Annotated in this window: 12 protein-coding genes; 4 read left to right on the top strand and 8 right to left on the bottom strand. The window is 63.3% G+C overall.

Translation table 11 applies throughout. The annotated features are described in order from the left end of the window. Positions 1 to 303 precede the first annotated feature (303 nt). Complete coding sequence (locus AC5ZG1_RS34005) at positions 304 to 708, top strand: Hsp20/alpha crystallin family protein (RefSeq protein ID WP_130227099.1); 405 nt, start codon at positions 304 to 306, stop codon at positions 706 to 708. A gap of 6 nt (positions 709 to 714) precedes the next feature. Continuing rightward, positions 715 to 3,093: an endopeptidase La gene (gene lon / locus AC5ZG1_RS34000; RefSeq protein WP_496135449.1), complete on the top strand. Its 2,379-nt coding sequence runs from the start codon at positions 715 to 717 to the stop codon at positions 3,091 to 3,093. Positions 3,094 to 3,144: 51 nt separating this feature from the next. Here lon and AC5ZG1_RS33995 read toward each other — a convergent pair whose 3' ends face one another. The 7 genes from AC5ZG1_RS33995 to AC5ZG1_RS33965 all read right to left on the bottom strand — a co-directional run bounded on the left by AC5ZG1_RS33995 (position 3,145) and on the right by AC5ZG1_RS33965 (position 11,268). Then, on the bottom strand, positions 3,145 to 3,477 hold the full coding sequence (locus tag AC5ZG1_RS33995) for a c-type cytochrome (RefSeq protein ID WP_130227100.1): 333 nt from the start codon (positions 3,475 to 3,477) through the stop codon (positions 3,145 to 3,147). A 9-nt stretch (positions 3,478 to 3,486) separates the two neighbouring features. Further along, positions 3,487 to 4,773 carry a molybdopterin-dependent oxidoreductase gene (locus tag AC5ZG1_RS33990; RefSeq protein ID WP_496135448.1) on the bottom strand — a complete coding sequence of 429 codons (1,287 nt, stop codon included), beginning with the start codon at positions 4,771 to 4,773 and terminating at the stop codon, positions 3,487 to 3,489. A 160-nt stretch (positions 4,774 to 4,933) separates the two neighbouring features. Beyond that, the gene (locus AC5ZG1_RS33985) at positions 4,934 to 5,428 is read right to left on the bottom strand and encodes a YciE/YciF ferroxidase family protein (RefSeq protein WP_130227102.1); all 495 of its coding nucleotides are present in this window, start codon (positions 5,426 to 5,428) and stop codon (positions 4,934 to 4,936) included. A gap of 307 nt (positions 5,429 to 5,735) precedes the next feature. Next, the gene (locus tag AC5ZG1_RS33980) at positions 5,736 to 6,479 is read right to left on the bottom strand and encodes a Crp/Fnr family transcriptional regulator (protein ID WP_496135447.1); all 744 of its coding nucleotides are present in this window, start codon (positions 6,477 to 6,479) and stop codon (positions 5,736 to 5,738) included. Beyond that, positions 6,480 to 9,647 carry a CheR family methyltransferase gene (locus AC5ZG1_RS33975; RefSeq protein WP_496135446.1) on the bottom strand — a complete coding sequence of 1,056 codons (3,168 nt, stop codon included), beginning with the start codon at positions 9,645 to 9,647 and terminating at the stop codon, positions 6,480 to 6,482. It lies immediately after the preceding gene. Between the two features lie 328 nt (positions 9,648 to 9,975). Further along, positions 9,976 to 10,257: a hypothetical protein gene (locus AC5ZG1_RS33970; RefSeq protein WP_028162724.1), complete on the bottom strand. Its 282-nt coding sequence runs from the start codon at positions 10,255 to 10,257 to the stop codon at positions 9,976 to 9,978. A 9-nt stretch (positions 10,258 to 10,266) separates the two neighbouring features. Beyond that, positions 10,267 to 11,268, bottom strand: coding sequence for a chemotaxis protein CheB (locus AC5ZG1_RS33965; RefSeq protein WP_130227104.1), 1,002 nt, complete (start codon positions 11,266 to 11,268; stop codon positions 10,267 to 10,269). 99 nt (positions 11,269 to 11,367) lie between these two features. Here AC5ZG1_RS33965 and AC5ZG1_RS33960 point away from each other — a divergent pair, with 99 nt between their 5' ends. After that, positions 11,368 to 11,772 (top strand): response regulator, encoded by a 405-nt coding sequence (locus AC5ZG1_RS33960; RefSeq protein ID WP_496135445.1) that lies wholly within the window; start codon positions 11,368 to 11,370, stop codon positions 11,770 to 11,772. A 222-nt stretch (positions 11,773 to 11,994) separates the two neighbouring features. Here the strand turns inward: AC5ZG1_RS33960 and AC5ZG1_RS33955 are convergent, their stop codons facing one another. Beyond that, on the bottom strand, positions 11,995 to 13,788 hold the full coding sequence (locus tag AC5ZG1_RS33955) for an alkaline phosphatase family protein (protein WP_496135444.1): 1,794 nt from the start codon (positions 13,786 to 13,788) through the stop codon (positions 11,995 to 11,997). 291 nt (positions 13,789 to 14,079) lie between these two features. Here AC5ZG1_RS33955 and AC5ZG1_RS33950 point away from each other — a divergent pair, with 291 nt between their 5' ends. Further along, positions 14,080 to 15,510, top strand: a complete 1,431-nt coding sequence (locus AC5ZG1_RS33950; RefSeq protein ID WP_496135443.1) for a cytochrome c peroxidase — start codon at positions 14,080 to 14,082, stop codon at positions 15,508 to 15,510.

The raw sequence follows: 15,510 nt of genomic DNA, 5'->3' as shown, positions 1-15,510 counted from the left end.
ATACTGCGCTCCCTCTCCCGCTTGCGGGAGAGGGTTGGTGTGAGGATGTCTCCACGATGGGACTATGATGACAGGGTGATTTGGGCCATCTCCCCGCTATCAAACAATTGAATCAGAACTCTCCACACGTCGTCCCGGGCTTGACCCGGGACGACGGCGAGAGTGCTGTTGAGTGCAGCCGACAACGGTTCCGGCAGACCAAGGGTGATCGGCTTCCATTGTACCTGTGCAAGCCGTGCGCTTTCGGGGTAGGTTTGAGGCAAACGACGAGCTCTGAGAATTTTACTGGAGGCGGAACGACAAATGCCGACAAAAGATCCGGTCAACTGGATGCTGTCTGAAGCGATCGAATCGCTCGCGCGCGCCGAACGGCTGCATCAAAGATTGTTCAGCCTGCAGCCGGGCGGCACGCGCGAGGTCAATTGGGAGCCTCCGATCGACGTGTTGGAGACCGATCGGGAATTGTTGATCTTCGTGGCGCTGCCCGGCGTCGATCCCGATCAGGTGGTGGCGATCATTGAGAACGGCGTGCTGATCATCAAGGGGCACCGGATATTGCCCGCCGAGCTCCGTGATGCGCTGATCCACCGGCTTGAGCTGCCGCAAGGCGGGTTCGAACGCCGCATTGCCCTGCCGGCCGGACGCTATGGCGTGAGCCGGACCGCCTCGAATGGATGCGTCGTATTGCGCCTGTCGAAAGCCGTGTGAGAATTCATGATGTCGCCTGATAGTCAAAATCCCGGTTCGGCTACAGCCGGTGCGAAAACGGAATCGGTCGCGATTCCCTCGGATGCGCTGATCATCGTCGCGGTCCGCAACATCGTGCTGTTTCCGGCCGTGATCGCTCCGGTCACCATCGCCCGCGCGAAGTCGATCGCCGCCGCGCAGCAGGCGCTGCGCGAACAACGGCCGATTGGAATCCTGCTGCAGCGAAACGCCGAAGTCGACGATCCAGGTCCTGACGACCTGCACCGCGTCTGCACGATCGCCAATATCGTCAGGTACATCACCGCGCCGGACGGAACCCATCACATCGTCTGCCAGGGCGTGCAGCGCGCCCGCATCCTGGATTTCCTGCCCGGCACACCATTCCCCGCGGCGCGGGTGCTTCACATCCCGGAGCCGGCGACGACGTCGCCTGAGATCGAGGCGCGCTTTCTGAATCTGCAGAGGCAGGCCGTCGAAGCGGTCCAGCTCCTGCCGCAGGCGCCGCCCGAGCTGGTCGGCGCCTTCCAGGCAACGACATCTCCCGGCGCGCTCGCCGATCTCACGGCGTCCTATATGGACATCAAGCCGCAGGAGAAGCAGGAGATCCTCGAGACCATCGACCTCACCTCCCGGATGGACAAGGTTTCGCGCTATCTCGCCGAGCGGCTCGAAGTGCTGCGGCTGAGCAACGAGATCGGCCAGAAGACCAAGGCCGCCCTTGACGAGCGGCAGCGTGAAGTGCTGCTGCGCGAGCAGATGGCCACCATCCAGCGCCAGCTCGGCGAAGGCGAAGGCAAGGCGCAGGAGGTCGCCGAATTGAGCGCGGCGATCGACAAGGCGAAGATGTCGCCCGAGGCCGAGAGCCAGGCGCGCAAGGAGCTGCGGCGCTATGAGCGGATGCCGGAAGCCGCAGCCGAAGGCGGCATGGTCCGCAGCTATCTCGACTGGCTGATCGATCTGCCCTGGGCGCTGCCGGACGAAAAGCCGATCGATATCCGAGAAGCGCGGCGCATCCTCGATGAGGATCATTTCGGGCTGGAAAAGATCAAGGCCCGGATCATCGAATATCTCGCGGTTCGCAAACTGGCGCCGCACGGCAAGGCGCCGATCCTCTGCTTCGTCGGACCGCCCGGCGTCGGCAAGACCTCGCTCGGGCAGTCGATCGCCCGCGCCATGGACCGGCCGTTCGTGCGCGTCAGCCTCGGCGGCGTCCACGACGAAGCCGAGATCCGCGGGCACCGCCGCACCTATATCGGCGCTCTGCCCGGCAACATCATCCAGGGCATCAAGAAGGCCGGCTCCCGCGCCTGCGTCATGATGCTGGACGAGATCGACAAGATGGGTCGCGGCATCCAGGGCGACCCGTCGGCGGCGATGCTCGAGGTGCTCGATCCCGAGCAGAATTCGACCTTCCGCGACAACTATCTCGGCGTCCCCTTCGACCTGTCGCGCGTCGCCTTCATAGCGACCGCGAACATGCTCGATACGGTTCCGGGACCGCTGCTGGACCGAATGGAGATCATCAGCCTGCCCGGCTACACCGAGGACGAGAAGCTCGAGATCGCGCGGCGCTATCTGGTGCGTCGCCAGCTCGAGGCCAACGGCCTGAAGCCGGACCAGGCCACGATCGAAGACGAAGCGCTGCGGTCGATCATCAAAGGCTACACGCGGGAAGCCGGCGTCCGTTCGCTCGAACGCGAAATCGGCAAGGCGCTGCGCTATGCCGCGGTGCAGATCGCGGAGGGCAGCTCAGCCAAGGTGACGCTCGGCACGCGGGATCTTGCGACCGTGCTCGGCCAGCCGCGTTTCGAAGGCGAGATCGCCCTGCGCACCAGCGTGCCCGGTGTCGCGACCGGGCTCGCCTGGACGCCGGTCGGCGGCGACATTCTCTTCATTGAAGCAACGCGTGTGCCCGGCAGAGGCGGGCTGATCCTCACCGGCCAGCTCGGCGACGTCATGCGTGAAAGCGCGCAAGCCGCGTTGACGCTGGTGAAAAGCCGCGCCACGCAGCTCGGGATCGATCCGTCGCTGTTCGAGAAAAGCGATATCCATGTCCATGTGCCTGCCGGCGCCACGCCGAAAGATGGTCCGAGCGCCGGCGTCGCCATGTTCACCGCACTGTCCTCGCTGCTCACCAACCGCACGGTGAGACACGACACGGCAATGACAGGCGAGATATCGCTCCGCGGCCTGGTGCTGCCGGTCGGCGGCATCAAGGAGAAGGTCGTCGCGGCCGCAGCCGCCGGCCTGACCAGGGTGATGCTGCCGGCGCGCAACCGGCGCGACTTCGACGACATTCCGCAAGGCGCGCGCGACAAGCTGGAGTTCATCTGGCTCGAGCACGTCGACGATGCGATTGCGCAGGCGCTCGAGCCGGCGAAATAGCCGGCCAGCGCGCAATAGGGACGCACCGGGCGCGCGGCTCCCCGCGTGCCCTCAATCCTTGCCCTTGGTCTTCACCAAATAGCTGACGATCGCCGGCACGTCTGCCTCGCCGATCGGCGCCTTGTAGACGTTGATCATCTTGTGCACCACGGCTTCCCAGGCCGCCTTGGGCAGCGGCGGCTGGTTCAGCACCATGTCCGGCGAATGGCAGGCGAGGCAATTGTTGTTGACCGCCTCGGCGCTGGAGCCGCCGGGAAACAAGGCATCGCCTGCCGGCAGCTCCACCGTCGTCGATTTGATCACCGGCAGATCCTGAACCCAGGCCGGCGTCGAGCACAGCAGCGCGGTTCCGAAGCAGCCGATCGCAGCGAGACCTTTCAGCATGATCAGCTCCTACACTGCCTTGACCTGCACGGTCTCGATGACGTTGCGCATGAAGCCGCTGCCGTTCCAGTTCGGCGTGTCCGGCTGGACCTCGCCTGCGGAATTGGTGCAGCGGACCATGAGCGCGTGATTGCCTTTGTCGGCAAGCGCAACATCCGTCTGCCACTGGCGAAAGCCGTATTTGCCGAAATCATCGCCAAGCCTGGCCGGCTGCCATGACTTGCCGCCGTCGCTGGAAAACTCGACCTTGGCGACGCCGGTGTCACCACCAAAGGCGATGCCGCGAAGGGGCACGCGCGTGCCCGCGGTGAAGGACGCGCCGTCAGTGATATTGGTGAAGAACGAGCGCGGCACCATCCGGTTGATCGGCACCATCTTCACGCCGCTCTGTCCCGGCGCGACGCTGGCGTGCGGCGTATCGGGAATCGTATAGGCGACGGCCATCCAGTAGTTGTCATCCGGCTTGTCGAGCACCTCGATGTCGCTGAGCATCTTGATCCAATAGGTCGAGTACCATCCCGGCACGATCAGGCGCAGCGGGAAGCCGTTGAGCAACGGCAGTTGCTCGCCATTCATGGCGTAGGCGATCATCACTTCGCCGTCGCGGGCATGATCGATCGCAAGCGACTTCCTGAAGGTCGGAGCCTCCGGCACCACTGGCTCGTCCAATCCCTTGAAGCGGACCTGAACGGCGCCGGCCTTGACGCCGGCGCGATCCAGCACGTCCTTCAGCCGTACGCCGGCCCATCTGGCGTTGCCCATGGCGCCATTCGCCCATTGCGCGCCGGGCACGCGTGGCGAGAAGAAGCCGCGCGAATTGCCGGAGCATTGATTGACCGCGGCAAGTTCCACCCGCGGCAGGTCGCGTAGGATGTCCGTTATCGACAGCGACAGCGTCCGATCGACATGCCCACGCACCGCAAGCCTGAAGGCGTTCACATCGACCGAATTCGGGATCTCGGCCCAGTGCCAGCGCACGTAGAACTGGTCGTTCGGCGTGAAGACGCCGCGGTCGAACACGTCCAGCGGCGTTTCGAGCAGCGGCGGCCGCACCCGCTGCAGGATCATGTCGCCTTTTTGCGGAAAAGCATGCGTGATCGGCCGTTCCCGCGGCCCGCTCGCAAACGGCAATTTGACCATTTCGTCGGCTAAGGCCGGCGATACGGCGAGCGACAGACCAGCAATTCCAATGTTCTGAAGCACGGTCCGGCGCGACGGACGTTGAGTGGCGGCGGAGCGAACGGGATGCAGGTTTCGCAGCCATTGGCTGAGCGCATCTTCCTTGTCGTTGCGCATCGGAGCATCCTCCTTGGGCAAGCGGTACCGAGCCCATCGGCACCGCCCATTGCAAATCCGAACAATACCATACCCTGCCCAATGTCGAGCTGACATCTGGGTATTTCGAATTTGCCCGCCAATCGGGGCGGCAATTGCGCAACGTCGCGGGAGCGGACGATCAGGCCGCCAGTGCGTCCTGGTTGATTTCACCCTTGGCAAGCGTCGTCAGCAATTCGTCCGCGCGCTTTTCCTCATCGAGCGCGTTGTGCAGCAGCCGCTGGTCCTCCCGAAGGTTGAGCTGGCCCGCGAGCGCGGCCACACTGCCATAGGCTGCGATCTCGTAATGCTCGAGCTTCTGTGCCGAGGCGATCAGACCGGCGTCGCGAAGGTAACCATCCTTCAGGATTACGCACATCTTCTCGGTCTCACGGATCAGCGCCTGCATGGCCTGATCCGTATGTTGCTCGGCGGCGGCATCGTGCTTCTCCAGGATCGACCGCAGCCGCTCCTCCTGCATGATGGTTTCCCGCTGGTGCCGCTCGAGCGCAGCCCTTAGTGAAGGATGCGAGGCCACTTTGGCCATGCGCAGCAACGCCTCGCCAAGCTGCTGCTCGACGCTGACAAGTTCCTGCAATTCGGCAAGGTACATGTCCTTGAATGTCGTGATCTCCATGATGGTATCCTTTCGAGCGGACCGCCGGCCAGCCGGCCGCCGCGGACCTCAAGTGCAATCGCCGATCGGGTCGAAAGATAGCCCCGGCGAAGCTGCACTCGCTCTCCCGCTTGCGGGGGAGGGCTGGGGTGGGGGTGCCTCCGCATTGGGACTCCCCGAGTGGAGAGCGCCCTCACCCCGGCGCAACGCGCCGACCTTTCCCGCAAGCGGGAGAGGTGAAGATTCAGCCTGATCGGCATACTCAAGCTGAGCACTCAACAAAGGGAACCGGTTCCCGGTTCCTAAAATGGGATACCAGCGACGCCGCTCACGCTCGATAGAGATGAAGGTAGTTCGGCGAGAACAGCGCCGTGCTCTTGAGCACGTCCAGGTCGGTGATCGTCAGCGTCCGTTCGCGCAGCAGGATCAGGCCGGAGCTGCGCAAGTCCTGCAGCGTGCGGTTGAGATGGACCACCGAGAGGCCGGTCGCATCGGCCAGATCCATCTGGGTCACCGGAAAGGCGCAGGAATTGCCGTCGATCAGGCCGACCGGCCGCAGCCGTTCATAGATCTCGCATAGCAGATGCGCTACGCGCTCGAGCGCCAGCCGGCGGCCGAGATTGATCGCCCATTCGCGCTGGATCGCGTTGTTCACCAGCGTCTCGCACCAGAACGCCTCCGCGACCGAGCTGTCGTGCGCCACCAGTGCTTCGAACTGCGCGCGCTTGACCTCGGCATAGACCACTGGCGTCAGGCTCGCGATGGAATGATCCATCACCGGCAGCAGATAGGCATAAGCATCGCAGGTTTCGCCTGGCAGGATGAAATTGACGATCTGGCGCCTTCCATGCTCCAGCGTCTTGTAGCGGCACAGCCAGCCCGACAGCAGGATCCGCACGCCATGGACCGCATCCCCCTCGCTGATCAGGTCCTCGCTCGGGCCGACGTGCTGCATACCCTCGCGTATCGCCCGTTCGAGCGCGGCGATCCCATCGTCCGACAAGCGCCGCAGCGCATTCAGCCGCCGGATCACCGGCTGCGCCGGGTTTCCCTCAATGGCTGGGGGATGCATTTAGCCGTCCACCGCGGGCGTATGGATGGTCCGCAGGCTCAACGGAATGGTAATGGTACAGTGAAGGCCACCAGCATTGTACATGATCATGGTCTGCCCCTTGAACTCGAACGCCAGCGTCCGCTCCAGCAGTTCGGTGCCAAAACCCTTGCGCGGCGGCGGCGTGACGGGCGGTCCGCCCCGCTCGCGCCAGTCGAAAACCAGTCGCGGCGGATCGACCGCGTCGTCGATCCGCCAAGTGACCTCGATGCGCCCGGAAGGCCGGCTCAGCGCGCCGTATTTGAGCGCGTTGGTCGCAAGTTCGTGGAGGGCGAGCGCGAAAGTCTCCGCCGGCTTTGCCTGGAAACGTACTTGCGGGCCGGAGACGAGCAATTGCTCGCCCTCATGGGCATTGTAGCCGAGCAGCTCCTCGATGACGAGGTATTCAAGATCGACGCCGGCTTCGGGGTCGCGCGTCACCAGCGCCTGGGTGCGCGCGAATGCGTTCAGGCGGCCGTCGAGATGCGCAGCATATTCGTCGACGCTCGAGCTGGTTTCAGCCGAGCGGCGCGCAATCGAGCGGACGACGCCGAGCGTGTTGCGGACGCGGTGCTGAAGCTCGGCGAGCAGCAGCCGCTGCCGTTCCTCGGCGCGCGTGATCGCGGTGACGTCGATGAAGGTGATGACGACGCCGGCAATGAAATTGTCGATGCTCCGGTACGGCAGGACGCGGACGATGTAGCGCGTGCCGCTGTCGGGCGCGCTGAGTTCGCGCTCGGCGCTGGCGAGCGTGCGCAGTACGCGGCGAACCTCGTCATAGAGCTCCTCGATCGGAATCCGCGCCTTGATATGTGCGATCGGCCGGCCGACGTCGGTGTCGACCAGGTGCAGCACCTGGGTGATCGCCGGCGTGAAATTCATCACCTTGAGGTCATTGTCCAGGAACACGGTCGCGATCTGCGTGCTCTCGAGGAAGTTCTTCAGGTCGCTGGTGGCACGCGTCAGGTCCTGCACGCGGTGCGCCAGCTCGCCATTGACGGTCGTCAACTCCTCGTTGACCGACTGCAGCTCCTCGCGCGAGGTCTCCAGCTCTTCGTTCGCCGACTGCAATTCCTCGTTCAGCGATTGATATTCCTCGTTGGAGGATTTCAGTTCCTCGTTGGTGCTTTCGAGCTCTTCAATGGTGGCCTGCAGACGCTCGCGCGTCGCCCGCAATTCGTTCTCAAGCCGCTCGACGTGCTCGGTCCTGACCAGCGCATTGGGATTATTCTCCTTGCTATCGACGACGCGCAGCGGCCCATCCTTGAACAGCACGACGAAATTGCGGTGGCCGGCAGCGCCCTCCTGAATCGGCTCGACGGTGATATCGACCAGTATACGATGGCCGTTCACGCCGAGTTGCACCTGCTCGGCATGCGCCGTCTCCTTGGTTTCGGCTGCCCGGCCGAGCGCGGTCCGTAATTCCAGCCGGAGATCGCGGTGCACGAGACTGAGCAGGTCGAGCGTCGCCGCACCCGCGGTCGGCTCGATATAGCGGCCGGTGCGGCCGGAGAAATGCAGGATCTGAAAATTCTCGTCGGTGATGACATAGGCGGGCGCGTAGCGTTCGGCGATGCGGTGGGCACGGCGCTCCAGCCCGACATCGGGACCGAGGGATCGCACCGGAGGGACTTCGACGGTCGCGCGCCCGGCCGCCGTCGTGATCGGGAATTCCGGCGGCAGGCGGGTGCCGGTCTCGAGCTTCTTGAAGATGCGTGCCCGACGATCCACCGGCGCGAACAGTTCTGGATGCCGCGTTACGTTCTCGGAGTTGCCGAGGAACAGGAAGCGGTCCGGCAGCAAGGCGAAGTGGAACAGGGGAATGACCCGATTCTGCAGTTCGGCGTTCAGGTAGATCAGGAGGTTGCGGCAGGACACCAGATCGAGCTTCGAGAACGGCGCGTCCTTGATGACGTTATGCTGCGAGAAGATGCACATCTCGCGCAGGTCCTTCACCACGCAATAGGTGTCGCCCTCGCGGACGAACCAGCGCGCCAACCGCTCCGGCGACATGTCGCCGTCGATAGTGGTCCGATAGCGACCGACCCGGGCCGCGGCAAGCGCGCGCCCATCGATATCGGTGGCAAAGATCTGCACCTGCGGCGGCGAGTCGAGCTTGGCCATGTACTCGCGAAGCAGGATGCCTATCGAATAGGCCTCTTCCCCGGTGGCACAACCCAGCACCCAGACGCGGACCTGCTGGCCCGCAGCCTTGTTCTCGAAAATTTTCGGGATCACCTGGGTTTCCAGCACCTCGAATTCGCGCTTGTCGCGGAAGAATTCGGTGACCCCGATCAGGAGGTCATTGAACAGGTGCTGCGCCTCATCCTTGTCCTGCCTTAGGTGATCGACATAGGCGGCGATCTCGTCGATCTGCACCACCTGCATGCGCCGCTGCACCCGGCGGAGGAAGGTGTTCTGCTTATAGCCGTGAAAATCATTACCGGTCTTGTTGCGCAGGATGTCGGCGATACGCGACAGCGAACTGGCGGCGGCGGCGAGGATTTCGTCAAATCCCTGCCTCTCCTCCAGCCGCCGCAGATGGCGGGCATAAACCTGGATGTGCTCGGGAATGTCGTCAGGCGGCAGCACGAAATCGGCGATTGCGGCCGCATTGTTGCTGTCGGCGTGTGGGTCGGCATGATCGCTGGCGACACGTTCGGCGATGGCCAGCCCGCCGTGGTCCTTCAGGGTCGCCACACCCAGCGTCCCGTCGCCGCCGGTTCCGGCGAGAACGACGCCGATCGCCTCCTCGGCCCGGTCTTCCGCGAGCGATACCAGGAAGCTGTCGACCGTAGCGCGTTCGCCCGGCGCCTGCTCGGCCGCACGGATCGCCAGTCGATCGCCATGGATGCTGACGATCCTGTTGGCGGGGCAGAGATAGATCGTGCTGCCTTCGATCGCGGCGCCGTCCTCGATTTCGGAAAGCTTGGTGCCTTCCGAACGCTCCAGCATCTCTCGCAGCCGCCGTTCGTCGAACGCCTCACGGTGCTGCAACACCAACACGATGGTCTGGTCGGAATTCAGCGTCAGTTTTGAGAAGAAACGCTCGATACTATTCATCGCGCTGGCGGACGCGCCGACGCCGATGATCAACGGCGCCTTGGCCCGACGCCGGCCATCCGCTGGTTCCGATCCGGGTTCACTCATGGGGCGGCGGCTCTCGTTGTTCTGTCAGGGCCTGATTCAGCTTGCCAAACCACGCCCATAGCAGAATTGGACACTATCCCAACAGAGATTACGGCGAAATAACGCGCGAGAGTGCGATCTGGTCGCCCGGCGCCACGAGGTCCTTGCGCATAAAGTGTCGGGAGAACGCGCATACCGCCGAAGACGGCCCCGGAACCCACAAAATGCCTTGAAGAACTCACCGCCCTGATGGACGGCGGCTGACAGCGAGCTGTCGCCGGAGGCAGAGCGCGCTGCAGCAGTGCGACGTACGCTCGGGCTTGGCGCCTGATCACGAAGCCTGGACGCCTCACGTCCCCTTGATCGACAGCGGATAGATCTCATTCTCAAGATACGCGATGCGCTGCTCGATCAGCGTGCGATGGTGCTCCCATTGCAGCAGGGTCTGCTCGAGCAGAACGACCAGGCGTTCGGCCTGCGTCGTATCGTGACCGGCAGCCTGCAGATCGAGCAGCAGATCCTGCTGGTTCTGGAGCCGTTTCAAGCCTTCCTCGATATCGCCGTCGGCCTTGAGCAGAACACGCCGCTCCGCCCTGAGCTCTTCGGCACGCTCGGCAAGCGATATGACCATTGGCACCGCCTAAGCTTTGGAAGGCCGCGGGTCCAGCGACTTTAGCACGACGCGCCGGATCATGTCGGCATATTCGCGATATTCCGCCGCCCGCGCCTCGTACATTTGGGCTACCGCGGCCCGGCCGCTCTGGCGGCCATCAAGCGCCATGCGGTGAACCAGTTCGGCGCGCTCCTCGATGATCCGCAGCGCCACCCGCAAGGCTTCGTCAACCCGGCCTTCCTGCTCCTTGGCCAGCACGTCGACGGTGAAGGCATGGCCGACTTGGCAGCGGAAACGCAGCGGATGACTGTCCTTGAGCTCGGAAAGTACGCCGCCGCAGCTCGGGCAAGTCAGCGACGCCGGATCAGCAATCGGGAGCAGGCTATCGCTGCCGATGCGCTCGCCTGCGGCGATCTCGACTTCCAGCCGGATCTCCGGCGGGATCGGTCGCGCGGCACCCGGCGCCTCCCGAACCAGGTCGGACAGCACGTCACCGATCCGTGCGCCGGGCACGCAGAGGTCGACGGTCGTCGCCTCGAGCGCGCGCAGGGGCATCTCGTCGGAAATCGCGTCTTTGGGGTCCTGTACCAGCGCGAAGCCGCCACAGCGCTTGATCGCATTCAGGCCGGCCGCTCCATCGGACAGAAATCCGCTGAGAACAACGCCGATCACCCGGGATCCATAGTGCAGCGCCGCGGATCGAAACAAGGGATCGATCGCCGGGCGCACCATATTCTCACGCGGGCCGCGGCCCAACATCATATGATCCCTGAACACCAGCAGATGATGGTCCGGCGGTGCGAGATAGATATTGCCATGCTCGATGAGCATGCCGTTTTCCGCTTGGCGAACCGGCAGCTTGGCGGCCGCGCTTGCCACGGTCGAGAGGACTCCAATCCCCTGGGCCGGGATGTGCAGTACAATGAACAGCGCGGCGGGCAGGTTGGCCGGCAGCTTGCTCAAAATGTCCTTCAGCGGCGCCGTCGCGCCGGCAGAGCCCCCGATGACGATAATGTCGCGGTTGACCATGGAACCCGTCGTACTCTGGAGTGTTTACGACAAGGCGCGGCTTCGCCTCATGTTCCTAACTTCAATAGGATTCGGGCGGCGAAGGAGGTTCGAGGTATGATGGCAGCACCTGTCCTTCTTCGCGAACGCGGCGTCCTGACCGGACGCAGCATCCTCGTCGTCGAAGACGAATATTTCCTCGCCGACGATATCGCGCGGGCGTGCCGGGCGCTCGGCGCCGAGATCGAGGGGCCGTTCGGCGATGTCGAGGATGCGCTGGCCATCCTGACTGGAGTTCGGGCGGTCGACGGCGCAGTGCTCGACGTCAATCTCAGAAATGCGTCGATATTCCCGGTCGCACATGCGTTGCGGTCGCGCGGCATCCCATTCGTCTTCACGACCGGCTATGACAGGAGCGCGATCGACCCGGAATTTGAAGCCATCCAGCTATGGGAGAAGCCGCTCGATCTTGCCGCGATGACCCGCAGGCTGAGCGAGCTGATGCTCGCTCGAGCCGGACGATGACGGCGGAGAGCTATTTTACGTTTGAAAACGTGATCTCTTCCCCTCGTCGTCCGGGGTCAAGCCCGGGACGACACCGACGCGCGGTTCTAATCGTAGGATGGGTTTCGCTGCGCTCTACCCATCCTACGGGATGGCGAGGCGTGACAGAATCCGCCGGCAAAACTTGAATCAACTGGCCCGCATCCGGCGTGGATGCGGGCCAGCTCGTCTTCCAGACTGTCCTCAGTGGCGATCGGAATCGCCGGCCTTGAGCGCCACTGCGAGGTTGCGCACCGGCCGGGTCACGACGGGATCGAGGTCAAAGCGCTTCTCGAGCAGCTTGAGGATCGAGGTGGTGTCGTAATCCTCGTGGGCGACGCCAGACTTCTCGAAGCGCTTGGAGATCAAGAGCGCGGGGATACGGGTGCCAGGTCCCCACTGGTCCGCAGCCTTCGCGTCATCGCCGCGACGATTGTGGGGCGGCGGCGGGACATGATCCCACTGACCACCGAACTCGTCATAGGTGATGATGATGAGGGTGTCCTTGCCGTCCGGCCCCTCGGTGATCGCCTTGACCAGGTCAACCAGATGCTGGCTGCCTTCGGCCTCGCTGGCATAGCCAGGATGCTCGTTCTCTTCACCGATCGGCTTGATGAAGCTGACGTCCTTCAGCCTGCCGTTCTTTGCCGCCTGGATGAACTCCGCCTCATCCTTCAGATGATCCTTGCGGGCCTTCGTGCCGGGCGCGTAGTTGGCGAAATAGTTGAACGCCTGGTGGTGGAACTGGAAGTCCACGTCGGCGCAATTGGGGAAGACCGCCGTGGGCAGATGGTTCGGGTCGGTGCAGGTGGTGCCGTTTCCGTTGGTCCAGCCCGAAGCGCCGACGTCACCATTGGCGTTCGACCAGCCGCCCGAATACCAGGCCCAGTCGACGTGCTTGGCTGACAGTTTGTCGCCGATGTTGGGCGTGTTGAGCGGTGGCAGGCGCCGGGCATCCGCCGTGCCGGGCGAATAGGGCTGATAGAATGGCTGGGTGGTGTTGACGGCATAGTCGCCGCAGGCGAGCCCGGCCGGCAAACCAGCCTGGCTGCACTTGGCGGTCAGTTGCGCATCCTTCACCGTGGAAAGCGGGGCGTAAAGCGGCGTGCTGGTCGGCATGCCGTTGGCGTCGACGATGGAGTGCAGGTCGGTGGCGCTGCCGTCGTTGGATGCGCCGACGAATTGCGGAGCGGCGGCCGCGACCAGGAACTGGTGGTTAAGGAACGAACCGCCGAAGGCGCCCTGGAAGAAGCTGTCGGCGATGACGTAATTCGGCGCGCCGCGATCGTGCAGATAGCGGTAGATCGGCAGCTTCTTGGTGTCGTAATAGCCCATCACGAGACCCGCAGCATCGCTGCCGGTCATGTAGCGGTTCTGCCGGCCACCATTGATCTGATACTGCTCGCTGTAGAAGCGATGCACGATGTCCTCCGTGCAGCCGCCGGGCAGACCGGTGCCGTTGAGGAAGCCGTGAGACGCGAAAGCGCCGATCGGTTTCGGGCAGGTGGTTGCCGACGTCGGAATGAAGTCGTTGATTTCGAACGGCTTGTTCTTGAAGGCGCTGAGGATGGCGACCGAGCTTCCATTGTCGGTGCAGCTCGTCGGCAACGGCGAGGGAGAGGTCAGGTTGACGTCATTCTGCAACAGGCAGGTGTAGGCCGTCTTGCCGTCCTGGCGGACCTGCAGCGTGTGCGGCTGATCGGCGTCGGAAACGCCGTTGATGTTGTCACGACCGACGTCGCCCCAGTGGCCGTAGAGGTTATCGAAGCTGTGATTCTCCTGATAGATGATCACGACGTGCTTGTATGCCTTCAGCAGACTGTCATGGTCATGGTGACCGTGATCATGACCATGGTCATGATGTTTGAAGTCATCGCCTTTGTCGTGCTTGAACTGGTCGACGATCTTGTCGACGAGATTCTCTGCCTTGGCCACCGGCGCGACAGCGATCGCACCAACAGCCAATGTGAGCGCGGGAATGGCTCCCCAAAGCCGCATGGTTTTCTCCCCTGAGAGCAAAGATGGAATGAAACAAGGTGAGGCTATCTGCCGCACATTTCGATCCGATGACTGTTTTCCGACAATGCAAGGAGTCGCGCACACGCTGAGACGTCATCGCCATGCTTAGACGGATATCGAGGTATGCTCTGCCATCTGATCGTCATCAAACCGACGACAAGTTCTGTCTATCCAGTCCAGCTGCGGTCTCGCCAGCAGGGACACTGTCATCCGTGCGACATCTGCTGTTCACAGACCGCCCAACTAAATTGCTGCAGGGGCTTTGTCGTGATGACCAGGGACATTCTTGCGTGCCGCTCGCGCCGAAACGGCGCGGCTGCCGCGCATCGCACCACTTCGTGCGCTTTGATCGTGCTGATCGCGCTTGTTGCAGCGCTCATTCCCTTGCGGACAGAGGCGTTTCCTTTGGGCGGCGATCAGACGGTCTTGCCGACCGGGACGGAATTTTCCGAGGAAGCGCTGGCGAAGCCGCGCGAACTGTTCCACTCGGAAGCCGTGGGCGGGCACAAGTCCTACCTGGTCAATCTTGGCGATCTCGCATTCAACTCGCCTTCCATCCTGGGCGGCAAGGCGCGGCAGGCGGAAATGAGCTGCGGCACCTGTCACGTCAACGGGACATCGAATCCGAAGCTGTTCGTTCCCGGTGCCTCCTCGCGCCCCGGCACCTTCGACACCACCAGCCTGATGTTCAATCCGAAGGCATTCAACAGCATTCTCGATCCGGTTCGGATCCCCAGCCTGCGCGGCGCGCGCTTCCTGGCGCCATACGGGCACGACGGCCGCATCACCTCGCTGCGCGACTTTATATATAACGTCATCGTCAACGAGTTTCAGGGGCCGCGACCGAGCGATGCCATCCTGGACGGCCTTGTCGCCTACATTAACGACATCGATTTTCTCCCCAACCCCAGGCTTTCGCCCGGCGGCATGCTAAGCGCACAGGCAAGTGCCGCCGAGCGCCACGGCGAGCAACTGTTCTTCAAGCCGTTTCCGCACCAGCCCCAAGTGAACTGCGCCACCTGCCACGTTCCAACGGGTGTCTTCACCGACCAGGCCCGCCATGACGTGGGCTCAGGGGGGCTGGTGAAAACACCGACCTTGCTCAACGCCAATTTCAACGCGCCCTACTTCCACGATGGCCGCTACGACACCTATGAAGAAGTGGTCCGACATTTCGACCGCAGCTTCGAGCTCGGTCTCTCGTCGCAGGACACGCAGGATCTCGTCGCCTATCTGACTGCGGTCGGCGACGGCGACCGCCCGTTCGACAAGGACGGCGTGGCGATTCGGATGAAGGAAGTGCGTGAGCTCGCGAGCGTCCTGGAGCTCGCCATCCCCGCCACGGATACAGCCGTGGTGTCGCTGGCCGTCACGGGCGTAGGCGCTGAATTGCGTGAATTGACCGAGCATATTCCGGATATCAGGTATGCTTCGGTCGGGGGCCAGGAGGAGCGGCTTGCGGCGCGGACCGCCGTCAAGGACCTGGTTCTCAGCCTGCGCCGGATTGATCTTGCGGTCGCAGCCGGCCATCTCGACGAGGCCATGGCCGAATACGAGACGTTCTCGATGCTCGCCACCTTCGACGTCCCCGTCGCCTTGAAGAAAGCCGAACCGTGGTCGCTGTTCAACGCCAACGTCCACCAGTCGCACTATGCGGCGCTTGGACGGATGCTGCAAACAATGACCAAGCAAGCGCAGTGA

The organism is Bradyrhizobium sp. Leo78 (assembly GCF_059512425.1).
The sequence above is the reverse complement of the archived record's forward strand: the minus strand, read 5'-3'. Positions and strand labels throughout refer to the sequence as shown.